At 67.4% G+C, this 23,120-nt stretch carries 20 protein-coding genes and 1 tRNA gene; 9 read left to right on the forward strand and 12 right to left on the reverse strand.

Features of this window, described 5'->3' with window-relative positions:
• Positions 1-31: 31 nt before the first annotated feature.
• From A5646_RS07565 to A5646_RS07575, 3 genes are all read right to left on the reverse strand, one after another.
• On the reverse strand, positions 32-1,057 hold the full coding sequence (locus A5646_RS07565; protein ID WP_066866407.1) for an NAD(P)H-dependent glycerol-3-phosphate dehydrogenase: 1,026 nt from the start codon (positions 1,055-1,057) through the stop codon (positions 32-34).
• 61 nt (positions 1,058-1,118) lie between these two features.
• Entirely contained in the window at positions 1,119-2,630 is a 1,512-nt protein-coding gene (locus A5646_RS07570) for an NAD(P)/FAD-dependent oxidoreductase (protein ID WP_067020962.1), read from the reverse strand.
• A 90-nt stretch (positions 2,631-2,720) separates the two neighbouring features.
• Positions 2,721-3,212, reverse strand: a complete 492-nt coding sequence (locus A5646_RS07575) for a YajQ family cyclic di-GMP-binding protein (RefSeq protein WP_066866403.1) — start codon at positions 3,210-3,212, stop codon at positions 2,721-2,723.
• 69 nt (positions 3,213-3,281) lie between these two features.
• Between A5646_RS07575 and A5646_RS07580 the strand changes: the two genes are divergently transcribed.
• The 4 genes from A5646_RS07580 to A5646_RS07595 all read left to right on the forward strand — a co-directional run bounded on the left by A5646_RS07580 (position 3,282) and on the right by A5646_RS07595 (position 6,388).
• Positions 3,282-3,365, forward strand: a tRNA-Tyr gene (locus tag A5646_RS07580).
• 165 nt (positions 3,366-3,530) lie between these two features.
• On the forward strand, positions 3,531-3,737 hold the full coding sequence (locus A5646_RS28830) for a hypothetical protein (protein ID WP_066866401.1): 207 nt from the start codon (positions 3,531-3,533) through the stop codon (positions 3,735-3,737).
• A gap of 255 nt (positions 3,738-3,992) precedes the next feature.
• The gene (locus tag A5646_RS07590) at positions 3,993-5,834 is read left to right on the forward strand and encodes an alpha/beta hydrolase (protein WP_067020965.1); all 1,842 of its coding nucleotides are present in this window, start codon (positions 3,993-3,995) and stop codon (positions 5,832-5,834) included.
• 8 nt (positions 5,835-5,842) lie between these two features.
• Positions 5,843-6,388, forward strand: coding sequence for a hypothetical protein (locus A5646_RS07595; protein ID WP_231997768.1), 546 nt, complete (start codon positions 5,843-5,845; stop codon positions 6,386-6,388).
• Here the strand turns inward: A5646_RS07595 and A5646_RS07600 are convergent.
• Positions 6,376-7,341, reverse strand: coding sequence for a DMT family transporter (locus tag A5646_RS07600; RefSeq protein ID WP_067020968.1), 966 nt, complete (start codon positions 7,339-7,341; stop codon positions 6,376-6,378). The genes A5646_RS07595 and A5646_RS07600 overlap by 13 nt on opposite strands.
• Positions 7,342-7,461: 120 nt before the next feature.
• Between A5646_RS07600 and A5646_RS07605 the strand changes: the two genes are divergently transcribed.
• A complete protein-coding gene (locus tag A5646_RS07605) occupies positions 7,462-7,962 on the forward strand; it encodes a hypothetical protein (protein ID WP_231997767.1) in 501 nt (166 codons plus the stop codon).
• 45 nt (positions 7,963-8,007) lie between these two features.
• Here A5646_RS07605 and A5646_RS07610 read toward each other — a convergent pair whose 3' ends face one another.
• The gene (locus A5646_RS07610) at positions 8,008-9,015 is read right to left on the reverse strand and encodes an Lrp/AsnC family transcriptional regulator (protein ID WP_066877598.1); all 1,008 of its coding nucleotides are present in this window, start codon (positions 9,013-9,015) and stop codon (positions 8,008-8,010) included.
• 99 nt (positions 9,016-9,114) lie between these two features.
• Between A5646_RS07610 and A5646_RS07615 the strand changes: the two genes are divergently transcribed.
• Both A5646_RS07615 and A5646_RS07620 read left to right on the forward strand, forming a co-directional pair.
• Entirely contained in the window at positions 9,115-9,855 is a 741-nt protein-coding gene (locus A5646_RS07615; RefSeq protein ID WP_066877600.1) for an SDR family oxidoreductase, read from the forward strand.
• 14 nt (positions 9,856-9,869) lie between these two features.
• Entirely contained in the window at positions 9,870-10,727 is an 858-nt protein-coding gene (locus A5646_RS07620) for an LLM class flavin-dependent oxidoreductase (RefSeq protein ID WP_066866392.1), read from the forward strand.
• Positions 10,728-10,931: 204 nt separating this feature from the next.
• Here the strand turns inward: A5646_RS07620 and A5646_RS07625 are convergent, their stop codons facing one another.
• Together A5646_RS07625 and A5646_RS07630 are read right to left on the reverse strand one after the other, a co-directional pair.
• Positions 10,932-11,285, reverse strand: coding sequence for a hypothetical protein (locus A5646_RS07625; protein ID WP_156765546.1), 354 nt, complete (start codon positions 11,283-11,285; stop codon positions 10,932-10,934).
• Positions 11,286-11,429: 144 nt separating this feature from the next.
• Positions 11,430-13,415 carry a molybdopterin-dependent oxidoreductase gene (locus A5646_RS07630; protein ID WP_067020975.1) on the reverse strand — a complete coding sequence of 662 codons (1,986 nt, stop codon included), beginning with the start codon at positions 13,413-13,415 and terminating at the stop codon, positions 11,430-11,432.
• 128 nt (positions 13,416-13,543) lie between these two features.
• Here A5646_RS07630 and A5646_RS07635 point away from each other — a divergent pair, with 128 nt between their 5' ends.
• Positions 13,544-14,851 (forward strand): NRAMP family divalent metal transporter, encoded by a 1,308-nt coding sequence (locus tag A5646_RS07635; RefSeq protein WP_066866386.1) that lies wholly within the window; start codon positions 13,544-13,546, stop codon positions 14,849-14,851.
• Positions 14,852-14,865: 14 nt separating this feature from the next.
• Here A5646_RS07635 and A5646_RS07640 read toward each other — a convergent pair whose 3' ends face one another.
• From A5646_RS07640 to A5646_RS07650, 3 genes are all read right to left on the reverse strand, one after another.
• A complete protein-coding gene (locus tag A5646_RS07640; RefSeq protein ID WP_066866384.1) occupies positions 14,866-16,227 on the reverse strand; it encodes a hypothetical protein in 1,362 nt (453 codons plus the stop codon).
• A 116-nt stretch (positions 16,228-16,343) separates the two neighbouring features.
• The gene (locus A5646_RS07645; RefSeq protein WP_066866440.1) at positions 16,344-17,573 is read right to left on the reverse strand and encodes a cytochrome P450; all 1,230 of its coding nucleotides are present in this window, start codon (positions 17,571-17,573) and stop codon (positions 16,344-16,346) included.
• Positions 17,574-17,723: 150 nt separating this feature from the next.
• Positions 17,724-18,611, reverse strand: a complete 888-nt coding sequence (locus A5646_RS07650; protein ID WP_066866382.1) for an NYN domain-containing protein — start codon at positions 18,609-18,611, stop codon at positions 17,724-17,726.
• A gap of 47 nt (positions 18,612-18,658) precedes the next feature.
• On the opposite strand from A5646_RS07650, the gene A5646_RS07655 reads away from it, so the two are divergent.
• Positions 18,659-19,537, forward strand: a complete 879-nt coding sequence (locus tag A5646_RS07655) for an alpha/beta fold hydrolase (RefSeq protein ID WP_066877610.1) — start codon at positions 18,659-18,661, stop codon at positions 19,535-19,537.
• Here the strand turns inward: A5646_RS07655 and A5646_RS07660 are convergent.
• Both A5646_RS07660 and A5646_RS07665 read right to left on the reverse strand, forming a co-directional pair.
• Positions 19,534-20,793 (reverse strand): cytochrome P450, encoded by a 1,260-nt coding sequence (locus A5646_RS07660; protein ID WP_066877612.1) that lies wholly within the window; start codon positions 20,791-20,793, stop codon positions 19,534-19,536. The genes A5646_RS07655 and A5646_RS07660 overlap by 4 nt on opposite strands.
• Before the next feature lie 94 nt (positions 20,794-20,887).
• Entirely contained in the window at positions 20,888-23,110 is a 2,223-nt protein-coding gene (locus tag A5646_RS07665) for an FUSC family protein (RefSeq protein ID WP_066877614.1), read from the reverse strand.
• Between the last annotated feature and the right edge of the window lie 10 nt (positions 23,111-23,120).

Here is a 23,120-nt window from a genome sequence, read left to right on the forward strand (position 1 = left end):
ATTTGAATTTGGCCAGCTCGGAACGACCAGTTCAGAAGCCGGAACCGTGCACCTCGTGGCCGGGTACCTCGGCGATCAGGCCCCGGTAGGCCTGCTCGACGGACGAGCCGTGGTTGATCACGGCGTCGACCTCGCGGGCGATCGGCATGGTCAGCCCGAATTCGTTGGCAAACTCCATGATCACGCTGGCGGCCTTGACGCCCTCGGCGACCTGGTTCATCGAGGCGATGATCTCGTCGATCGGCTTGCCCGCCCCCAGTTGTTCACCGACATGGCGGTTGCGGCTGCGCTGGCTGGTACAGGTGACGATGAGGTCACCCAGGCCGGCCAGGCCCGGGAAGGTATCGGGATTGCCGCCGAGGGCGACGCCCAACTTGGTCATCTCCCGCAGCGCGCGGGCGATCACCAGCGCGCGGGTGTTCTCGCCGATGCCCAGCGAGTAGCCCATCCCGACCGAGATGGCATAGACGTTCTTCAGCGCCCCGGCCATCTCCACCCCAACGACGTCGTCGGTGGTGTACACGCGGAAGCGCCGGGTGCGGAACAGGCCCGACAGCCGGGTCGCCAGGTGTTGGTCGGGCATCGCCAGCACCGCCGCGGCGGCGTAGCCCTCGCCGACCTCGCGCGCGATGTTCGGCCCGGCCAGAATGCCGGCGGGGTGGCCGGGCAGCGTCTCCTCGATGATCTGCGACATCCGCATGTTGGTGCCCTGCTCGAGCCCCTTGACCAGCGACACCACCGGCACCCACGGCCGCAGCTCCTTGGCCAGCTCGCTCAGCACCCCCCGAAAGCCGTGCGAGGGAACGCCCATCACGACGACGTCGGCGGAGTTGGCCGCCTCGGCGAAGTCGGTCGTGGCGCGCAGGGTGTCACTGAGCACGACGTCGTTGCCGAGGTAGCGGCTGTTGCGGTGGTTGTCGTTGATGTCGCTGGCGGTCGCCTCGGAGCGCACCCACTGCAGCGTCGGACCGCGACGCGCGCAGATTGATGCCACGGTGGTGCCCCAGGAACCGCCACCGAGCACAACGACTTTGGGTTCGCGCTTCTCAGATGCCATGGCGATCAGCGTATTGCGGACACCTGCGATTTAGTAGCAGTTCACGAACACTCAGACCGGGCTAGCCGGCCAGCGGCGCGCGGTCATCGACCCGGCCGAACACCATCGCCTCCTCGATCCGGTCGAAGCGGTAGTCCAGCGCGTCGGCCAGGTAGTTCTGCCGCACGTTCCACGGCCGCTTGGTGCCCGACTTCGGCAGCATGTGCACCGAGCGCAACACGTAGCCGGCGTTGATGTCCCACGACGGCTTCTCGGTCATCGGCTCGTTGCCGCGATGCGGGGCGGCGCGGGTATAGCCGTGAGAGGCCATGTGCTCCATGAGCTTTGCGGTCGCCCGGGCGGTGATGTCGGCCCGCAGCGTCCACGACGCGTTGGTGTAGCCCACACACCAGAACAGGTTGGGCACGTCTTCGAGCATGTGCGCCTTGTAGACGAAGCGGTCGCTGGTCTTGATCTCGGTGCCGTCCAGGCTGATCGTGGTCCCACCGAGCGCCTGCAGCTGCAGGCCGGTGGCGGTGACGATGATGTCGGCGTCGAGATGGCCGCCGGACTTCAGCGCGATGCCGGTCGCGTCGAAGTGGTCGATGTGGTCGGTGACCACCTCGGCCGAGCCCGCGGTGATCGCGTTGTACAGATCGGCGTCAGGGATCAGGCACATCCGCTGATCCCACGGGTTGTAGCGCGGCTTGAAGTGGGTGTCGACGTCGTAGCCGGCGGGCAGGCTGTTGATCGCCTTGCGCCGCAACAGCCAGCGCACGAACCCCGGCGCCTTGCGCGACAACGCGAAGAACACCGCCTCGGTCAGAGCGCTGTACATGCGAACAACGAGATGGGCGGGCTTGCGGGGCAACAGCTTTCGGGAGACGGCGGCGACAGTGCCGTACTTGGACGCCGAGATGAGATAGGTCGGCGAGCGCTGCAGCATGGTGACCTTGGCGGCCCGGTCCGACAACGACGGCAGCAGCGTGACCGCGGTCGCCCCGCTGCCGATCACCACCACCTTCTTGCCCGTGTAGTCGAGGTCTTCTGGCCAGTGCTGGGGGTGCACCACGGTGCCCTGGAAGTCTTCGATGCCCGGGAAGTCGGGCGTGTAGCCCTCGTCGTAGTTGTAGTAGCCGCTGCCGAAGAACAGGAAGCGCCCGCGGTATAGCTTGCGCGCCCCGTCCTGTTCGACGGTGACCGTCCAGGTGTCGGTCGCCGAGTCCCAGTCGGCCGACCGCACATAGCTGTTGAACCGGATGTGCCGATCGATGCCGTACTTGCGCGCGGTGGCGGCCAGGTACTCGCGGATGTGCACGCCGTCGGCCACGCCCTCTTTGCGGGTCCACGGCTCGAACGGGAAGGACAGCGTGAAGATGCTGCTGTCCGAGCGCACCCCGGGATAGCGGAACAGGTCCCACGTCCCGCCGATCTGCGCGCGCCGCTCCAGGACGGTGTAGGTCAGGTGCGGATTGCGCTCGGTGATCCGATAGGCCGCGTCGATGCCGGAGATGCCGGCACCGACGATGATCACGTCGGTGTACCCGGCCTCTGTCGCACCACCGTCGGCGGCTTGCTGGGGAGTCACGGTCATCGCGAACCTCGCTCAAATTGTGGGACTCGTCACTAGCCTAGAGACCCACCGGTTGGTCGGGCTAGGAACCGGGAAACCGCGCCGGGCCGGTCAGCGGTAGTTGACGAACTGCAGCGCCACGTCCAGGTCGGCCTGCTTGAGCAGCGCCTGGACGGCCTGCAGGTCGTCACGCTTTTTGCTGGTGACCCGGATTTCCTCGCCCTGGATCTGCGTCTTGACGGACTTGGGGCCGTCGTCACGGATCAGCTTGGTGATCTTCTTGGCGTTCTCGCTGCTGATGCCCTGCTTGAGGGAGCCGTTGATCTTGTAGGTCTTGCCCGAGGCCTGCGGTTCGCCGGCGTCGAAGGCCTTCATCGAGATGTCCCGGCGGATCAGCTTCTCCTTGAAGACGTCCACGGCCGCCTTGACGCGTTCCTCGGTGGACGAGGTCAGCTCAATAGCCTCGTCGCCCTTCCAGGCGATTGTGGTGTCGGTGCCGCGGAAGTCGAAGCGGGTGGCCAGCTCCTTGGCGGCCTGGTTGAGCGCGTTGTCGACCTCCTGGCGATCCACTTTGCTGACGATGTCGAACGATGAGTCCGCCATGCATTCCGTCCCTTCATCCGGTGATAGGCGTTTGTGCTTTGTCTACTCGCTCGTTGTAACCTGTCTGGCGGCAGGTTGCCCGAGCGGCCAATGGGAGCGGACTGTAAATCCGTCGCGAAAGCTTCACAGGTTCGAATCCTGTACCTGCCACCAAGCCTGTTTCGGCCGGCGCCGTGGGTCGTCCACGCTCGCCGCCGGCGCCCGCTGTGCGACACGTGCGCAATTAATACAAGACAAGTTGTAACAATTCGGTCAAGCCGGTGTCGCCGGGCGTGCTGGGGGGAATTCATCCAGCACAGCATCACCCAGGGGGCGATCATGGCTGGTTCTCCCGACGCTCTCGGCGCGTTACGCCAATGCCGTACCGCCATCCTCGCCGCCCGTGAGTCGGCCGTGTCCGCGCACGATCGCCTGGCCGGGGTCCGGCAGGCTCGCGCCGCGGAGCTGATCGAAAAGCTGGCCGACGATCTCGCCTTCGTCGATCGGCTCTTATTCGTCGTGGAGGGCGACTCACGCGCCAGGTGACCACCGTCGACAAAAGCCAGGCACCCTCCCGGTACTTCCTCCAACTCCAAGTCCACCGGGAGGGTGTCCTGCTGCTGTGCTCCTGACCTGGATTGCCTTGTCGCGCTCGCGTTTTCGAGTCCTTTTGATCGTCGGGTTCACGAATCGTCTCATGGCGAAATCCCTTGGCATCCAAAGTGACGCTCGCAGCCGAAGGTGAATTGATCGACAACCTGGCGGCGGTAATCTTTCTCCCGTGCGCGGTACGGACATGCGATGCAGTTGAAGCATCTCACCATCGCGGAGCTGATCGCGGGGGCCGGCGGCGACCCGTGGGCGATCAACCGAACCCTGCAGGCCGGTAACCCGGCCCAGATCGCGCGTCTGGCGGAAGCCTTCCATGGGGCGGGCCGCCACACGGCCGAGGCCGACCACGCATTCGCGCAGGCGCAGCAACGCTTCAACGCCGCCTGGAACCATCAGGACGGCGGCAGCCCGATCAACGACTCCGCTGAAGTGCAGCGCACCGTCAAATCGCTTGGCGCGCAATCCGAACAGTTGCCCAAAATCGGCGCAGACCTGGAGAACATCGCCGCCTCGTTGGCCGGCGCGCAACAGGCGGGAGCCCGCGAGATCGCCCAATTGGAAGGGCAATTGGAGCAGCTCGACCATTTGATCGATCTGGCGGAGCAGGATCTGCGGGACCACCCTGACGCGCAGACCCAGCGGGAACTGCACGCCATCATCGATGCCATCAAAACGTCCGCCGTCAACGACACCAAAGTCGCTCTCAACCAGCTGAACTCGATACGCAACGACTATTCGGCCACGCTGCAGAACTCGCTGGGAAATCTGCGTGCTGACGGGTATGACCCCAAGCCGCTTGCGCCGGCGGACGCCCAGGACAAACCCGAACAGATTCACATCCCGCCACCGAACACCAAACCCGAAGACGTCAAGCGGTGGTGGAATTCCCTCAGTCAGGAACAGCGCGATCAGTTGCTCGCGCAGCATCCGCCGGAGTTGGGCAACCTCAACGGCATTGAGACCGTGAGCCGGGACACGGTCAACCAGGCGGTGATGAACGACGACATCGCCCGCGTGCAAAGCGCCGCTGACCGAGCCCATGTCGGTGTTGACCAGGTGACCCAGCATCCGGAGCTGTACGGCCTGTCGCCGTCGGCCATCACCCGTTACAACAACGCGCTCAAGACACGCGACGGCCTCAACACGAACGGGACGAACCCCGATGGCAGCAAGAACCCGGTGTTCCTGCAGACCTACGATCCCGAAGCGTTCGACGGTCGCGGCAGGGAAGCCATCGCCATCGGCAACCCCGACAAGGCCGACAACACCACCGTGCTCGTACCGGGAACGGGCAGCAGCGTGCGCGACGGCTATCTGAGTCACACGGACGGACGAAACATCTACAACGAAGCGCAACGGGCCGATCCGAACAAATCGAATTCGGTTCTGGTGTGGATGGGGTATCACGCCCCAGACAGCGCATTAGATCCCCAGATCGGGCAGACGACGCTCGCCAGAAACGGAGGAAGCCTACTGGCCGGGGATGTCAACGCGCTCGGCGTAACTCACCAACCGGGCAACTCACACGTGACCGTGGTGGGTCATTCCTACGGCTCCACTACGGTGGCCGACGCCGCGGCGGGATCCGGGATGCACGCCAATGACGTTGTCCTGGTGGGCTGTCCAGGAACCGACCTTGCCCACAATGCCGGCGACTTCCACCTTCCCGAAGGCGGACACGTCTATGTCGGCGCCGCATCCACCGACCCGATCACCCACCTCGGCGGCATCCAGGGACACCTGCCCGGAACCGGAGTCACGGTCGGGCTCGGTAGCGACCCGGCCGTCGAAGGCTGGGGTTCGACACGGTTCAAGGCCGAAGCGCCGGGGCTGACCTTCCCGCTGAAGGACCACAGCTCCTACTTCACGCCCGGGAACGAATCGTTGTTCAGCATCGCCGACATCGCATCCGGTCACGGTGACGCACTCGAACACGACAATATGACCGCACAGCACCGCGGCAGTTACTGGCTCCCCGATGAATTCGACCCGGAGGCACTTCGACGCCCGACAGGAGGCCACTACCATTGAGAACAGCCATGAACACCTTAAGGGGAATCAGCAGCGCCACCTGGCGGTGGTTGCTTGCCCTCGCCGCGGCGGGGGTGCTGACCCTCGCGCTTCAATCCTGCAGCAGCGTAAGGAATCTGAGCGAAGGGGTGCCCAACCCGATGACTCCCGAACAATCCAGGGCCCAAGTGGTCAATGCGGCGCGAGAGATCGCCACCACGCTGGGACTCAAAGGCGTGTCGGCGCATTTCAGCCGCGACTCCTGTAACGACCAGGCTGTGGCGCCCTTCCGGGGAATCGTCGGCATCGCCTACGACCACGCGCCCACCCTGGAAGCATCCCGAGCCGAGATCGAGCAGATGGTCGCGACCCTGAAACAACACGGCTGGGGCGGGCCGGGAGACTTCCGCACGCATGGCTCCGCGGTCAGCAAACAAGGGGTTACGGCGGTCTTCGATCCCTACTCGCCGGTGCAGAATTCCGGCGGGTCGATCACCATCTACGGCGAATGCAAAGACATGACCACCAAAGCGAACACGCTGCCCGAACCGATACCCCAGGATCAGTTGGCGTAACGCCCGCCGCGCGGGCTTACCCCGACCGCCGTCAGCGCGGCCTCGTCACGCTCCGGCGCTGCGGTGGGCGCCTCGCCCGCGACGCCGCCGTTTTCGATGGCCTGGCTGCGGCCGAGCGCGACGGTGGCCGCCCCCATGGCCACCACCGCGAGGACGAGGACGAGCGCGCTCGCGCCGCCCACCGCCAGGTGCTCGCCGAGCACCACCACGCCGAGCAGGACGGCGACCACCGGTTCGCCCACCAGCATGATCGGCACCGACGCCTGCAGCGCGCCGGCGTGAAACGCGGAGTTCTGCACTACCGTGACCGTCACCGCGAGCCCGACCAGCACGTACGGGGCCGGGACGGTCAAGAGCGCATGCCAACCGCCCATCGCGAAGCGGTGGGTGCAGACCTTGGTCACCACGGCGATCATGCCGAGCAGGACCGCCACGGCGACACCCAGCAGTGACGCTCGCATCCGGCCCGCGGCGCGGTGCGCGGCGACGACGCAGGCGATCACCGCGGGGACCGTGATCGCCAACGCCAGCGTCCACGCCGGTATCGGGGGGCGGCTATGCCCTTCCCGGGGCTCGCCCACCAGCAGGAAAACCGCCAGCGCCGCCGTCAGCAGCATCGCCCACCCCCACTGGGGCGCGCTGATGCGCTGGTGGCACAGCGCCGCGCTCAGCGGCAGCGCGAACAGCAGTGACGACACCAACAACGGCTGGACCAACAGCAGCGAGCCGTGGGCCAGCGCCACGGCCTGAAACGCGTAGCCCGCAACCGCGGCAAACGTCCCGGCCCACCACAGCGGCTGGCGAACCAGCGTCGTCGCCATCGCCGCGGACATGGCCTCATCACCCGGAACCCGGTGGGTCGCGCGCTGCCGAACGACGATTCCCACCGCAGCCCAGAACGCCGAAAGCAAAGCCGAGAAGATCGCGACCGCGTGCTCGGTTACCCACCTCATGCCCGGTGGGGTACCCCTGACCTCGGGGGTTAACTCGCCCGTTGCGTGACGGGCCATCCCGCCTACCCTGAGTGGCCGGCGCGAAATTCGTCCCGGCCGGCCGGCCGATCGAAAGGAAACATGCTGCGTACCAAGGTGATCACCGTGGTGGCCGTCGCGGCGGCCATCGCATCAGCCGCATTGACACTGCTGCCCTGGGTCGACGTCAGCCGGCTGGGATTGCCCATTCGGTGGAATGGCCTGGGCGTCTACGTCGGCGAGGACAGGCAGGAATATGGCCATCTGCTCGCCGGCATGGTGGACAGCGTGCCGGGATGGGTCGTGTTGATCGCCTCCCTGGCGGCCGGCGCCGCGGTCCTGGGCGCGGCCCGAGTGCGCGTGCTCGGGCTCGTCGCCTGTGGATGCGCGGTCGTCGCGTTCGTCACCGCCGTCGTGTGCCTGGTCTATCCGGCGGTACTGGCCGGCGACGCCAAGAACGAGATGGGCATTTCCCTGGTGCCGGACCGGCAAGTGCTGAACTCCGGCTCGTTGATCGCCGAAGCCGCGGCCACCGGCGTGCTGGTGATCTGCACCGCGCTCGTCGCCTTCGGAGCGAAAAGAGTTGTCCGCGAGCAGGGCTGAAGATGCAGCCGTGCTTCATTCGACGGCGCGCCGCGCCGGGGCGGCTCAGCGCCCAGTGCGGAAGGGGCGGGAGTTGATCAGCCTTCCTTGCGCCACCAGCGATCCGTGCTGCTTGAGGCGTTGAGTGCGGATGTTGACCTCGTAACTGAGAATTTCCGCGATCTGTCCGAGTTGCTCACTGAGGTACCGGTACAGATCATCGATGTCCCGGCAGATCGCAATCGCCACAAGGTTTTTGGTCCCACTAATGGCGCCGGCGAAGGCGATGTGGTGGTGCGCAGCGATGCGCTCGCCCACGGATTGGATGTCGCGGGGCGCTACTGTCAGCCACAGCATCGCGCTGAGCTGGTGGCCGAGTCGTTCCGGTAACACGTCGACGTCGAAGAGCAGGGCGCCGCCGGCTTCGAGCGCCCCGAGTCGCCGGCCCACTCTGGCCACCGACCAGCCGGCGCGTGCGGCGAGTTTCGGTTGCGACGTCCGGCCGTCCTCGGCGAGCGCCTCGAAGATCGGGCGGTCCGCGGCAGTGGGCGAGCACCGCTGAGCGCCGGGCATCCGACCGGTTCGCTCCGCCAGGATCGCTGCGGCCTGCCGGTCGGTGAGGGTGCGGCCGTAACCGGTCCACGGTGCACTGTGAGGCTGCCCGAACGAATGCAGCAGCAGGTCGATGGTGATGTCGGTGACCGAGGCTGTTCGCGGGAGTAGCTTCAGGAGATCCTCCCGGGTGTCACCCACCGGCGCACGGATGACGCAAACCAGGTCGGTCCATCCCGCCAGCACGTTGGCATGAGACACGTCTGGCCGGCGCACCAAGGCGTCGGCCAGCTGCTGGATGCGTTCGGGTGCGGCGCGCATCCGGCACACCCAACTCCCTTCCCCATCGGTCCACCGGTTCTCCAGCCCGACAACGCGCACCACGCCGTCGCGGCGCAGCCGATGGTAGCGACGCGCGACCGTTTGCTCAGTGGCTTCGACGACGGTGGCGATCCGGCGAAACGACACCCGAGGAGCCAGCTGCAGGGCATGCAGAATCTGCGCGTCTAAGTCGTCAAGCACAACGAAAAGTATGCGTCGATCGCGGTCTGGGTGAGGACTTCTGCACAATTTCGCCGCAACGATCGCAAGTTCACCGCCGTCGCTGCGAGCCTGAAGTCCATGAAGCCGACAGGAAACACCATTTTGGTCACCGGTGGCGGCACCGGAATCGGTCGCTGCCTGGCCGAAACCCTGCACCGAGCCGGCAACCAGGTCGTGATCGCCGGACGCCGTCGCGGCGTGCTGCAGGCCGTCGCCGATGCCAACCCGGGCATCGAATACCGCCACTTGGACCTGGCGGAGCCGGACAGCATCAACCGGTTGGCCGCTGAGCTGACCGGCAGCCACCCCGGTCTGAACATCCTGATCAACAACGCGGGGGTGATGCGCTCCGAGGACCTGCTAACCACCTCGGCGGACATCGCCGAGCAGACGGTCGCGGTCAACCTGCTGGGCCCGATACGGCTCACGGCGGCACTGCTACCCACGCTGCTCTCCCAGCAGCACGCCGCAATCGCCAACATCACCTCCGCTTTAGCGTTCGTCCCCAGAGCGGACGCGCCGAGCTACTCAGCGACCAAAGCGGGCTTGCACGCCTACACCCAGTCGTTGCGCCACCAATTGCGTCACACCCGGGTCCAGGTCATTGAGATCATCCCGCCGCGGGTCCAGACCGACATGCTTGCCGAACGGGGCGATGGCGCGGCCACGATGTCGGTCAACGCCTTTGTCGCCGAGGCATTTTCGCTGTTGCACGGCCGGCCTGACGCCGCAGAGATCGTGGTCGATGCCGCCAAACACGTGCGATTCGCCGCCCGCGACGGCAACTACGACGACGTCTTTGCGGCAATCAACTCATAAGGAGCGATATCGCCATGCACATTGGAATCGGACTGCCCAGCCATATCGCACACGTGCCCGGGCCGTTGACCGCCGAGTGGGCGCGTCGAGCCGAACGGCGCGGTTTCGCGGCACTAGCCGCCATAGACCGGCTGGTCTACGAAAGCCTCGACTCGCTGGTCGCGATGTCTGTAGCCGCGGGCGCGACCACAAACATCGGCCTGACGACCAACGTGCTGCTGGCTCCGCTGTACCCCGCGGTGCCGCTGGCCAAGCAAGTCGCCACCCTTGCCGCCGCATCCGGTGGGCGGCTCACCCTCGGCCTGGGCATCGGCAGCCGACCCGATGACTACACCGCTGTCGGCGTGGACTATCGCCGGCGCGGGCGCATCCTCGACGAGACCGTGGCCGTGGTGCGCGCAACGTGTGACGCCCACACCGTGACGGGCGATAAGCCGCTGACCCCTGCGCCCGTGCGGATTCCGATCCTGTTCGGCGGGCGAGCGGACGCGACGATCAGCCGCGCGGCCGCGATCGGTGACGGCTGGACCGCAGGAGCGTTGCGTGACTACGCCAACCAGTCTGCGCTGGCCGATCGGGTGCGGGTGGCATGGGCGGAGGCGGGCCGCGCGGGACGCCCGTGGCTTGCGGCCAGCGTCAACTTCGCTTTCGGCGATGCCGACACCATCGCTATGGGTCGCTCCCATCTGCAGCGCTACTACGGCTTCAAGCCTGACTTCGCCGCCCTCAACGTCGCCGACATGCTCAGCTCGGCGGACGAGGCGATCGAGACCGTGCGCGCCTACCGCGACCTAGGTTTCGACGGAGTCATCTTCCATCCGTGTGTCGCCGAGATCGACCAGGTCGACCGCTTAGCCGACGCGGTCTTCTGATGGCGTTCACCGAGAGCCGTTGCGGCCACGTTGTCGGTACGGCCGGGCGACACTGACATCTCACCGCGCAGCATCGACATGATCGCGGCCCACGACACCCTGTCACGACTGGGCACACCGGACAGCCGACGCGGTGATCTGTGGTGCAGATGACTTCCTCGCCTCCCGATTCATCGAACGGTGCAAGACCTGACCGGAGCCAGTTCAAGCTCCCGCGGCAGACGCTGCAGTGCGAATTTGGTCCGCGACCTTCGCTGCCCCGAAGCAGCGAATTTTGGTCGCCCGGTCACCGGTGTGTATGGCGACGATTTTGGTGAGAACACCCGGCAGCAGTTCCACGGCTTCGACCGAACCGAGGTCGACGACGATGTCCAGTTGTCCCGACTGGATCGCGCGGTTGAGGGCGTTGGCGTGGAACTGAACATCGGTCTCGGTAACGGTGAGCCGGCCGCCGACCCACAGACCACCGTGGCGGCGGCGGTAACGGTCCAGGACCCGTCTATTGATCGACGTCGTCGGTACCGTGACGTCGACATCGGCGATCAGCGCGTTGGCCACGCGGGAAATGATCACCGTCACCGATTGCCCGCCTATCTAATCGACTGAACCCTCGATCTTGATTATCCGCAAGCTGTTGCGTCACAAACTGTCTGCCTGCGCCGACTGCCCGACGTCACCAAGCAGAGTCAGGGATCTGTCCGCCTAGGCGGGGTGCAGGCTCACGGGAATGCCGGAGTAGCGCACCATGCCGGTCACCACGTCGATATCGTCCTTGTTGGTCAGGCGGTTGACGTTGGCGACGTGGTGGCCGTGCGGGATCGACACCGCTCCGCGCCGGATGGAGTCGTCGACCTTTGCGATGCCGGTCAGTTCTCCGCTCGTGCTGCGGACGGTCACCCTCTGGCCGGTTATGACCCCGGCCGCTGCGCCATCGTCGGGATGGATGAGGATCTCGGGCGCCTCACCGAGAAAGTCCAGCTGCCCGTTGAGCTTTCGGCGCTGCCGGCGCGGCACCATCACCAGGGGTGCGGGCGGTTCCAGCGCGGCGAGCTGGTCGACCAGCAGCGGCGGCGCCAGCCGCCAGCCCCCCATCCGCGCGACATGTTCGTCGACCCAGGCCGCCGGTAACTCGCGCGGAGCCTCGGCCCAACCCGCCGCCGCTACCTCGTCGAAACCCGTTCGCGCGCCTGCCAATAGGACGGCCAGCACGTCGTCGTCGGTGCTGGTGTCGGGGTTCCCGAGATTGCCGAGGTCATAGCCGAGCCGCCGGCCGAGCTCGGCGAACACCCACCACATCGAGCGCCGCTCGCCGACCGGGGCCACGACGGCCGGGCTGTACTGGACCGACACATGCGAACTCAGGATGTCGTGGATGGTGATGTCGGGCCGCTCCAGCGGATCCTTGGTGGGCAGGACGTGGGTGGCCAGTTCGGTGGTCTCGTTGTTGATGATCTCGGTGGTGGCGAACACCTCGAGGTTCTGCAGGGCCGGAATCAGCTTGCCCGTCTCGGGGAACGAGGTGACCAGACTGCCGCCGACGTTGATCAGCGCGCGGATGTTGCCGGCGGCGATTTCGTCGGGCAACACCGCGCACGGCCACTCGTTGATGAAGGCCTGCGCCTCGGGGCGGCTGCGCGGACCGGGACCGAAGACACCCTCGATCGGCGTGACGGGCAGGAACTCGCCGAAAGTCTCTAGCTGGTAGGCGAATCCGGGATGAAACCACGTCCCGCCGGGCCGGTTCATCGCACCGGTGAGGATCATCAGCACCCACGCGAGCCACTGCGTGACGTTCGCGCGTTCGGCCGTCATGGTGACACCGGTGCCGGTTTCCACCGCGACGCACTCGGCGGCGCGCACCGCCTCGCACAGCCGGAGCAGGTCGGCTTTCGCGACATCGGCCAGCGCTGCGGTGTGCTCGAGCGTGAACGGCGCCACCGCGGCGGACAGCGCGTCGATGCCCTGCACCGGTACATCGGATTTCATTCCGTCGCACAGGATTTCGCGTACCAGATAGGCCAGCACCGCGTGGTCGGTGCTGGGCCGCGGCGCCAGATGGGCGGTGGCCAGCCGGGCGGTCTCGGTGCGGCGCGGGTCGATCACCCACACCTGACCGCGCCGGGCGATTTCGCGCACCGTGCCGGTCGGGTTGGGCATCGAGATCGCATGGCCATGCGACACAACGGGATTGACGCCAACCAGCAAAAGGAAGTCGGCGTTGTCCAGGTCGGTGCGGCCGGACAGCCCCATGAACCCGCCGACTAGATCCGAGACCAGCGGCTTGGCGGTGCCGTCGATGGTCAGCGGGCTGAACTTGGCCGGCGTGCCGATCGCGGCGTGCAGGGCCTCGGCCATCCGGAAGCCGGCGCTTTCCATGGTGGAGAAGTAGAACGCGACCGACGCCGGTCCGTGCCGATCGATGATCTGCTTCAGCCGGGTGCCCAGGTCGTCCAGGCAGGCGTCCCAGGTGGCGTCCTGCAACCGCCCGTCCACCCGCATCCGCGGACGCTCGAGCCGATCGGGGTGGTGGTGCAGCTGCGGCAGCGCGCGGCCCTTGGGGCAGGTGTAGCCGTGCGAGAAGGGATGGTCCTGGTCGCCGCGGACGCGGACCACCTCGTCGCCGTCGACGTCGACGAGGATGCCGCAGACCGAGGTGCAGACGCGGCAGAAGCTACGCACCGTTTGCATACCTGGGTAACGTACTCTCGCTTTTCGAGAAGACCTATCGCATTTTCGAGAATGGTTGTGCGTTTTTGGTCAATGGCGCTCTCCGGGATAACGCCCGCGGTTAGGCGACCCTTAGTTATCATCGCCGGGTGACCGAGACAACCACGCAGCCGGTGGCCGACGGATTCGGCGACCGGCCGCCGGTATCGCTGCGAACCCGTGGCCGGTGGCTACGGTGGGGACTGCTCTCGGTGTGGGGGCCCGGCCTGGTGGTGATGCTCGCCGACACCGACGCGGGCTCGCTCATCACCGCGTCGCAGTCCGGGGCCCAGTGGGGCTACCGGATGGTGCTGCCGCAGCTGATCCTGATGCCAGTCCTCTACGTCGTGCAGGAGATGACCGTGCGGCTCGGCATCGTCACCGGACGCGGCCACGGCTCGCTGATCCGGGAGCGGTTCGGCCGCGGCTGGGCGTGGCTGTCGGCCTTCACGCTGTTCGCCTCCGCGATCGGGGCGCTGCTGACCGAATTCGCCGGCGTCGCCGGGGTCGGGGAACTGTTCGGCGTCTCGCGCTGGGTGAGCATTCCGGTCGCCACCGCCGCCCTGCTGGGGCTGGCGCTGACCGGCAGCTACCGGCGCGTCGAACGCATCGGCCTCGTCGTCGGCGCGGCCGAGCTGGCGTTTCTGGTGGCCATGGTGATGGCCCGGCCCGATCCGAGGGCGCTGGTGGACGGTCTGTCGTCGATGCCGCTGGGCAACTCGTCGTACCTGCTGTTGGTCGCGGCCAACGTCGGCGCGGTCATCATGCCGTGGATGATCTTCTACCAGCAGGGCGCGGTCGTCGATAAGCGCTTGTCGGAGAGCACGATTCGGCAGGCTCGCTACGACACCGCGTTCGGCGCGGTGCTGACCCAGCTGATCATGATCGCGGTGGTGATCACGATGGCGTCCACTATTGGGACCATCGGAAAACACGGCGGCGGGGCGGAGCTGGAAACCGTCGGCCAGATCGCCCAATCGCTGACGCCCTATCTGGGCCACGTCGGCGGGACGGTGCTGTTCGGCCTGGGCATGCTGGGCGCGGCGCTGGTGGCCGCCATCGTGGCCTCGCTGGCCGGGGCCTGGGGGCTCGCGGAGGTGTTCGGCTGGAAGCACACGCTCAACGAGCGGCCCAACCGTGCGACCGCCAAGTTCTACGTCACCTACGCGCTCGCCCACATCGTGGGCGCGGTGCTGGTGTTGGCCAGTGTCGACCTGGTCAACCTGGCGGTCGACGTCGAGGTCATGAACGCGCTGTTGCTGCCGATCGTGCTGGGCCTGCTGCTGGCGCTGGAGGCCAGGGCGTTGCCCGAGCGGTGGCGCATGCGGGGGCTGCACAAATACGTCACCCGCGCACTGTGTTTCGTGACCATCGGCTTCGGTCTGTACATGGTGCCGCAGGCCCTCGGCCTGTTCTAGTGCGCGACCGAACGTCAGAACCAGGGCCCGGGGTAGTGGCCGTCCTGGTCTTGCACCATGACGATTTCCTTGCACTCGCCGTTGGCGCCCGGCGCCGTCTCACCGCGACACACCAGCGTCCATCCGGAGATCCGCTCGAACGGGCGTAGCGCCCAGTTGGGTGCGACGGGATCGGTTGCGGGCAAGGCGATCACGGAATTCGTCCCGCCGGTGCCGGTGATGTAGAGGTGGTCTTCGAAGAACGCCAGCTTGGAGACCGACAGCTTCTTGGCGTCGTCGCGGCTCTTTTGGAAGTCCCATTGTTGGGTGCGCAGATTCCAGACGCCGAAGCCGAATTGCGAAGTGTCCGAACCGTGGCCGTCGACGAACAGCTTCCCGTCGGACAGCGCCGCGCTCAGCCCACCGCCGGAAATCCGGTCCGAATCACCGATCTTGATGATGGACTTGGCGTTGAGGTCGTAGAACATCGTCGACAGCGCCGGGGGGTTATACGAATCCCAGTGCGTGAGCTTCACCAGTTTGTTCGGCCCGTCGGTCAATTCGGCGTCGACGGACTGCACGTCGTTGTCCTGAAAGATCGCCTCCCCGCTGGGCCGGCGCAACTCGGCGCCGGATGTCTTGCCGGGTTCGGTGTTGCGCTGGAACGCGAGCACGTCCTGCCAGACCCGGCCGGGCTGCGGATCGGTCCAGATCGTCGACAGGTCACCGCCGGACAGCACGACGGTGCGCGGCGGCGACGCGGCGCCGTGGCCGTCGGTGAAGGCGTTCAGCCACGCCACGCCGGAGGCGGTCGATCCCAGTCCCCAGTCCTTGGGTGCGGTCGGCTTCAGGTCGAGCGACGGCGGCTGCAGCTCCTTGGTGGCGACCTGCTGGCCCGATTTGGAGTCGTAGACGTACGCGGTGGTTTTGGTGGCTGCGGGCGCGGGTGGCTGCGCCGGCCCGGTGGTGGCGACGAGATAGACGACCTTCATGTCGTCGGCCGTGCCGGTCAGCGCGCACATGCCGCCGATGAGGCTCTCCCCGGCCGGCACGGTGGGGATGGCGGGCGCGACGTATTGCCCGGTCTTCGGGTCGAAGATTTTCGGCCGGATGTCCTCGAGCGCCGATTTGCCGGCCGAGAATTTCTCCGGGCAGCCGAAATAGGCCGTGCCGCCGTAACTTTTCCAGTCCTTTTCCAGCGGCCCGGTGATCGGTGCGGGCGGGGCCGCCGCGCGGGTGCTGGTCTTGGAGACGGATGTGGAGGTGGTGGCGGTGAGCGGGGGCGGCGCCGCGGTTTCCGAACAGGAGGCCAACGCCAGGCAGGCCGCCGACGCGACCGCGGCGCGCCGGTAGCGCGACCGGCGCCGCCACCGGGCACGCGCCCAGGCTGCACGCATCGAAAACCCCCATTACGTTCGTGTAACCAAGCAGCGTAAAGCCGCCCCGATGCGGCCGCGACTCGGGCGTATGGCGCGCTTTGTCACAACCTGCGCCCGGCGGAAGGGGCCGATGGTTACCGGTCGAACTCGATGGGCAGGCTCTTGGGACCGCTCAGGCTCACCATCGGCTTCCACGGTGCCGGTCCGGCGATGCGCGGGTGGCGCAGCCCGTTCGCCAGGACGTTCAGCGCTTCGGCGATCTCGCGCCTGGCCAGGTTCGCGCCCAGGCAGTAGTGCACCCCGCCGCCGAACGTCAGGATGGGCGGCGGCGCCGCGCGGGTGATGTCGACCCGGTCGGGGTCGTCGTACACCACCGGATCACGGTTGGCGGCAAAGGTATTCACCAGTACGGCGGTGCCGGCGGGAAACGAGTAGCCGTCGAGCTCGGCGTCCTCGACCACCAGCCGCAGCGTGCCGCAGGCGATCGGCGAGTGCCGCATGGTCTCCTCGACGGCACGCATCGCCAGCTCGGGACGCTGCTGCAGCAGCTCCCACTGGTCAGGATGTTCACACAGGACCTGCACCGAGGCAGCCACCTGGTTGCGGGTGGTGTCCGTCCCCGCCAGCAGCAGTCCGCCCGCCAACATGCGCAGCTCGGCGGCGTCGAGGCGGTCGCCCTCGTCCTCGGCGCGGATCAGGTCGGAGAGCAGGTCATCGGTCAAGCTGTGCCGCCGCCGGGCGACCATCTCGTCGACGTAGTCGTCGAGCTGGCGCCACGCGCGCATCACGACCGGCTCGACCGCGCGCAGGTCGACGGTGAAGCTGAAGGCCTTGAACACGTCGTCGGCCCACAACGAAAACTGTTCCCAGTCCTCGCGGGGCGCGCCGAGCAGCGCGCAGATGATCGGAACGGGGTACGGGCGGGCGATATCGGTGACGACGTCGCAGCGGCCCGCGGCCGCCACCCGGGCGACCAGCTCGTTGAGCACCCCGACCATGGTGTCGTGCAGGCGCGCGACCGTGCGCGGGGTGAAGGCCTTGGAGCACAGGCTGCGCAGCCGATGGTGCGCGTCACCCTCGAGGCACAGCAGGCTGTTGGCCACCTTGTCCCACAGCGGCCCCGAGTCGATGCCCTGGGCGAGCAGGTTGATGCCGGGCGGGATCTGGAATCGGGGATCGCGAAGCACGGAACGGACCAGGTGATAGGAGAGCACCTCGGGCCCGTGCGGTCCCAGCGCGACGGGGGCCCGCCGCTGCGCCTCGCGCAGTCGCGGGTAGACCTGGGCGGGCGTTTCCTCGGGGTCGTAGGACAGCGTCGGCAGGTCGGCCTCGAAAACGCTTGGGGGAGCGGCACCGACGGTCATGACGGTCTCCTTGGTTCCGCACAACGTGCGGACGACTTTCGAATAATGTATGGCCGGTGCCCAGGGGTGTCAACGATATCGGCGCACTGATGGACGAAGCGCCATACATCCAACGGGAAATGCATGGCGGCATCGCGCGGGTCGCGATCCTCAATCCTGCGCGCGCAGCCGCACCGTCCGCGTCGTCGAGGTCTCGTCCAGCTCGACGACGTCGGACCGCGACCGCAGGAAATCGCTGAACGAGCGGAATCCCAGGGATCTTTCGCTGAACGACGGGTCCATCCGCTTCATCTGGGCCTTCACCGCGGAGTTGTGCAGCCACTCGACGTCGTCTTTCTCCAGGCCGATCCGCAGCGCGCGGGTGAGCAGCGCGGTCGCGGCGGCCTGCGGGTCGGGCTGCTCCTCGGGCTCGTCGGCTTCCTCGGGCTGGGCCGACTTGCCGCGGCCGGCCGCTTTCTTCGGCTTGGCCGATCCCGCGTCGGCGGGCACCGGAACGCCGGGCAGCGCGTCGTAGATGACGAACTCGTCGCAGGCCGCCGCAAGCGCCCGGCTCGACGCGCCGGCCACCCCGATGCCCACCACGTACCGGCCCAGCCTCTTGCAGCGCTGGGCCAACGGAATGTAGTCGGAGTCACCGGCGACGATCACCACGTGGGTCAGGTCGGGCAGCCGGAACATGTCCTCGACTGCGTCGACCGCCAACCGGATGTCGGCGCCGTTCTTGCCGTACGCCGCCGCCGGGAACAGCTGCACCAGGTCGACCGCGCGGCCCACCAACTGTCCGCGGTACCCGGCGTTGATATCCGCCGACCAGTCCGCGTAGGCCCGGGTGAGCACCAGGGTCCCGAAGGACGACGCGAAGTCGAGGATCGCGCCGACGTCCACGGTCGCCCGGTCCAGCCGCTCAGATTGCTGCTCGAGGCCCTTGGCCTTGTCCCGCTGAAACGAGTTCCGACCGTGAATCTGGTCATATCGGGAGATCACGATGTTGTCGAAGTCGAGGTAGACGGCCACGCGGGTCGCAACCGGTTCGGTCATGCACTAGATCATCGCTGTAGGCAGCCCAAAGCGGGTACCCAGGGCGGATGAGTGAGGTGAAGGTTCTCGACCTGCACGGCGATCGCATCGCGTACCGCGACGAGGGTGACGGCGAGGTGTTGCTGCTCATCCACGGCATGGCGGGCAGCGCGGAGACTTGGCGGTCGGTGATACCGCCGTTGTCGAAGAAGTTCCGGGTCATCGCCCCGGACCTGCTCGGCCACGGCGAGTCGGCGAAGCCCCGCACGGACTATTCGCTGGGCGCGTTCGCGGTCTGGCTGCGGGATTTCCTGGACGAGCTCGGCGTCAGCCAGGCGACCCTCGTCGGTCACTCCCTCGGTGGCGGGGTGGCGATGCAGTTCGTCTATCAGCACCCCGACTACGCCAAGGGGTTGATCCTGATCAGCAGCGGCGGCCTGGGCCCGGACGTGGGATGGGTGCTGCGGCTGCTCTCTGCACCCGGGGCGGAGCTGGTCTTGCCGATCATCGCGCCGCACCCCGTCCTGTCCGTCGGCAACAAGCTGCGGTCCTGGCTGCGCAGCGCCGGCATCCAGTCGCCGCGCGGTGCCGAGCTGTGGAGCGCCTACTCGTCGCTGTCGGATGGCGAGACGCGACAATCGTTCCTCAAGACGCTGCGATCGGTCGTCGACTACCGCGGACAGGCCGTCAGCGCGCTCAACCGGCTGCGGCTGCGCGAGGAGCTACCGGTCATGGCCATCTGGGGGGAGCGCGACGGCATCATTCCCGTCGCGCACGCCTACGCCGCACACGAGGCGCGCACCGACGCCCGGCTCGAGGTGCTGCCCGACGTGGGCCACTTCGCACAGGTGGAGGCGCCCAACCGGGTGGTCGAGCTGATCGAAGACTTCATCGCCGCGGGGGAGCGCCAGGAAACCGAGCGAGAGCAGCCTTTCCAGCCCAGCTAGCGCCCCGCCGGGCAGGTCCCGCGGTAGTCGACCTGCCAATGCTTGATCCCGTTGATGAACGACGACCGCAACCGTTCGGGATCGCCGGCCGAGCTCAGATCGGGCATGCGGTCGGCGATCGCGTTGAACATCAGATCGATCGTCATGCGCGCCAGGTTGGCGCCGATGCAGTAATGCGCTCCGGTGCCGCCGAATCCGACGTGCGGGTTGGGGCTGCGCATGATGTCGAAGGTGAACGGCTCGTCGAAGACCTCGTCGTCGAAGTTCGCCGACCGGTAGAACAGCACCACCCGCTGGCCCTGCTTGATGGCCACGCCGCCGAGTTCGGTGTCCGTCAACGCGGTGCGCTGGAACGCTGTGATCGGGGTAGCCCAGCGGATGATCTCGTCGGCCGCCGTCTGCGGCCGCTGTGCCTTGAACAACTCCCACTGGTCCGGGTGGTCGGTGAAGGCCATCATCCCCTGGGTGATCGAGTTGCGGGTCGTCTCGTTGCCGGCCACGGCCAGGGTGACCACGAACATGCCGAACTCGGCCTCGGAGAGTCGCTGCTCCTCGGAATCGGCCTCGATCAGCGTGGTGACGATGTCGCGATCCTTCGGGCCGGGTTCCTCGGCCTTGCGCGCCGCCAATTGCATGGCGTACCACATCAATTCACCCGCCGACGTCAGCGCGTCATTGCCGGCGAACTCCGGGTCGTCGCTGCCGATCATGTTGTTGGTCCAGTCGAACAGCTTGTCGTAGTCCTCCGTCGGCACACCGAGCAGTCCCGAAATGGCCTGCAGCGGCAGCTCGCACGCCACCTGCCGGACGAAATCGCCCGAGCCGTGCGCGGCGGCGTCGGCGGTGATGCGTCGCGCGCGTTCGGTGAGTTCGGCGCGCAGCCGCTCGACCGCCCGAGGCGTGAAGCCCCGCGAGACGATCTTGCGCAACCGGCTGTGCTCGGGGTCGTCCATCATGATCATCGACGCCCGCCCCGCCTCGATCTGCCCCTGCGCCAAGTCTTCCCGGTAGCGCGGCACGATCGACTTGGTGGCCGACGAGAAGACATCGCTGCGCAGCGACACCTCGCGCACGTCGCGGTGCTTGGTCACCACCCAGTAACCGCCGTCGCCGAAGCCCCCTTGATCCAGCGGCTGCTCGTTCCACCAGATGGGTTGCGTGGCACGCAGTTCGGCGAACTCCTGCACCGGAAGCCGACGGGCGTAGATGTCGGGGTCGGTGAAATCGAAGCCCGGCGGAAGGTTCGGTGTCGCCATCGGATTTCTCCTCGACTGCTGCCCTGGCGGTGGCGGTTAGCACGATGCTAGCCGCGTGCGTGCGGATCGCCTAGCAAATCTGCGAGGCACCGGATCAGCGCGACGCGGGACTGGCGGTCTTGACGCTCTCGCGCCCACCGAGATTGGTGGCCGCGGTGATGATGGCGCGCTCGATCTGGCGCAGGGCGTGCACGGCGGTGAGGAACCGCCGGGTGTCGGGGCTCATGGCATCGCGGCCGTCGCCGTCCTGTTGCCGGGCCACCGTCTCGGCGGCGTCGAGTTCGTCGGCCGCCGAGATCAGCGTCGGTGCGTGGCCCCCTTCGATGGCTTCCTGCAACGCTTCGATGTTGCGCCGCGTCTGGTCCGCGGCCGCCGAAAACGCTTGCGCCAGTTCCGAGGCCAGCGAGGGTGACCCGACCGGATCGCGATACTGCTCGGCGCTGCGCGCCAGGCTTCGACCGTACCGGTCGCAGGCGGTGAAGATGCGCAGCGCGCGGCGGATGCTGCGCCGGCCGGCCAGCCCGGCGACCCCGGCCAGCAACGGCTTGGCGGTGACCCGGAACTGCTGTAGATCGCGACCGACCTGACGCGCCTGCTCCGAGGGGCTGGCGCTGTCCGCCTCGCCGAACATCGTCGCGGCCGACACCTCGATCAGGGCGGACAGGCTCGTCAAGAAGGCCCGGGTGTCGATGCGGATCGCGGTTCTGGTGTTGGTCGGCAGCACCAGGACCGCCACCGTCGCCCCGATGACGGCACCGATCGCCGTCTCTTCGATGCGCAGCATCAGCACGCCGAACGAGAACTGGCCGAGCAGGCCGTACAGCAGCGCCAGCATCGTGGTGATCCAGAACGTCATCAAGCTGTAGGTGACCGTCATGAAGTAGAAGGCGCAGAACAGGCACACGAAGATGCCGGCCAGCGCGGCGGTCTTGTGGCCGGTCAGCAACGTGGCCACCAGCACGCCGCAGGGCACGCCGAGCAGCGTGCCGAGCAGCCGTTGCCAGCCCTTGGTCAAGGTTTCGCCCCAGGAGTTGGTGCCGGCGAAGATGACGAACGCGGCGATCACCGCCCAATACCAGCGCGCGGGCGACACCAGCTCGCCGACGACGATGGCCAACGATGCGGCGACCGACACCTGGATGGCCTGCCGGGTGGTCGGCGGCAGCCCGGTGGACGGCTCTTCCTCGGTGGCCTCGTCGGGTTCGTCACCCTCGGGCGCCGCCGGGGAGGTGGCGGCGTCGTCGAGGGGGCGGCCGGTGGTGGCCCGGTCGACGATCGCCCGCACATCGGAAGTCGCTGTGGCGGCGTTGATTATCGCCAGGGCCAGGCGCCGCACGGCGGTGGCGCCCGAGTCATCGCCGGCCGGGTCCGAGGCGGGGCCGCGCTGCTCGTCCAGCAGTCGCTGCGCGCGGTCGGCGGCCCGGCGCAGCCCGTCGGGTTCGGGGAGCCGGATCGCTCGCGCCAGCTCGGTCAGCGCGTCGACGAGCGCGGCCCGGGTGGGTGCGGGGATGGCGTCCGGGGCCTCGCAGGCAAGGACGGCGGCCCGTCGACCGGCGGTGGCCACCCATTCGATGGCCAGCTCGGCATCCAGCAGCCAGGGGGCCAGTTGCTCGGTGGTGACGCCGGGCCACAGGGTGGCGGGGTCGGCCTTGTCTTCGATCTGGCTCTGCACCAACAGGGCGGTCTCGTTGAGCCGGATGGTGCGGGCCCGCATGCGGCGGCGCCGCCGCTCATCGAGGCGGCCCGTCCGCACCGCTTCGGCGGTGGTGTCGATGACGATCGCCATCCGGGCGCGCAGGGCCCGAACGGTGTCGCGCAACACCCGCTCCGGTCGATCGGGCATCACGTAGGTGCTCATCACGAACGTGCACACGGTGCCCACCGCGACCGCCCCGATCATCCAGGGCAGCTCCGCGAGGCGGGCGTGCAGATACAGCGTGAAGAAGTAGGACATGAACGCGACCATGCCCAGCGCCCTGCCCCGCGCCCCGAAGCGGCGGATGTACGCCGCGGTGAAGACCACGGCCACGAACACGACGTCACTGGCCACCAGGTGCGGGGCCAGCACCGCGGCGGCGGTGATGGACACCGCGGCCGGCAACGGCAACAGCGCCATGGTGATTCGCTGCTGGCGCGGGTCGGGTTCGTTGACGGAGCGTGACGCGACCATGGTGATGACGACGCCCAGCAGGGCGACGGTCAGGGGTTGTCCCGTCGCCTTGGTCAGGATGAAGAGCGCCAGCAGGGAGAGGCCGAGCGCGGCCGTCGTCCGGGTCGCCATGCGCAACCGAAGCAAGCCAGGATCGGAGCCGATCACCCAATTGCGG

The sequence above is a fragment of the Mycobacterium sp. 1245499.0 genome (assembly GCF_001673615.1).
GTDB classification, from domain to species: domain Bacteria; phylum Actinomycetota; class Actinomycetes; order Mycobacteriales; family Mycobacteriaceae; genus Mycobacterium; species Mycobacterium europaeum_A.

What these genes read in the sequence shown, in the direction of transcription:
- A5646_RS07565 (WP_066866407.1), bottom strand. Translation starts at nt 1,057, where the DNA reads ATGGCATCTGAGAAGCGCGAACCCAAAGTCGTTGTGCTCGGTGGCGGT.
- A5646_RS07570 (WP_067020962.1), bottom strand. Translation starts at nt 2,630, where the DNA reads ATGACCGTGACTCCCCAGCAAGCCGCCGACGGTGGTGCGACAGAGGCC.
- A5646_RS07575 (WP_066866403.1), bottom strand. Translation starts at nt 3,212, where the DNA reads ATGGCGGACTCATCGTTCGACATCGTCAGCAAAGTGGATCGCCAGGAG.
- A5646_RS28830 (WP_066866401.1), top strand. Translation starts at nt 3,531, where the DNA reads ATGGCTGGTTCTCCCGACGCTCTCGGCGCGTTACGCCAATGCCGTACC.
- A5646_RS07590 (WP_067020965.1), top strand. Translation starts at nt 3,993, where the DNA reads ATGCAGTTGAAGCATCTCACCATCGCGGAGCTGATCGCGGGGGCCGGC.
- A5646_RS07595 (WP_231997768.1), top strand. Translation starts at nt 5,843, where the DNA reads ATGAACACCTTAAGGGGAATCAGCAGCGCCACCTGGCGGTGGTTGCTT.
- A5646_RS07600 (WP_067020968.1), bottom strand. Translation starts at nt 7,341, where the DNA reads ATGAGGTGGGTAACCGAGCACGCGGTCGCGATCTTCTCGGCTTTGCTT.
- A5646_RS07605 (WP_231997767.1), top strand. Translation starts at nt 7,462, where the DNA reads ATGCTGCGTACCAAGGTGATCACCGTGGTGGCCGTCGCGGCGGCCATC.
- A5646_RS07615 (WP_066877600.1), top strand. Translation starts at nt 9,115, where the DNA reads ATGAAGCCGACAGGAAACACCATTTTGGTCACCGGTGGCGGCACCGGA.
- A5646_RS07620 (WP_066866392.1), top strand. Translation starts at nt 9,870, where the DNA reads ATGCACATTGGAATCGGACTGCCCAGCCATATCGCACACGTGCCCGGG.
- A5646_RS07630 (WP_067020975.1), bottom strand. Translation starts at nt 13,415, where the DNA reads ATGCAAACGGTGCGTAGCTTCTGCCGCGTCTGCACCTCGGTCTGCGGC.
- A5646_RS07640 (WP_066866384.1), bottom strand. Translation starts at nt 16,227, where the DNA reads ATGCGTGCAGCCTGGGCGCGTGCCCGGTGGCGGCGCCGGTCGCGCTAC.
- A5646_RS07645 (WP_066866440.1), bottom strand. Translation starts at nt 17,573, where the DNA reads ATGACCGTCGGTGCCGCTCCCCCAAGCGTTTTCGAGGCCGACCTGCCG.
- A5646_RS07650 (WP_066866382.1), bottom strand. Translation starts at nt 18,611, where the DNA reads ATGACCGAACCGGTTGCGACCCGCGTGGCCGTCTACCTCGACTTCGAC.
- A5646_RS07655 (WP_066877610.1), top strand. Translation starts at nt 18,659, where the DNA reads ATGAGTGAGGTGAAGGTTCTCGACCTGCACGGCGATCGCATCGCGTAC.
- A5646_RS07660 (WP_066877612.1), bottom strand. Translation starts at nt 20,793, where the DNA reads ATGGCGACACCGAACCTTCCGCCGGGCTTCGATTTCACCGACCCCGAC.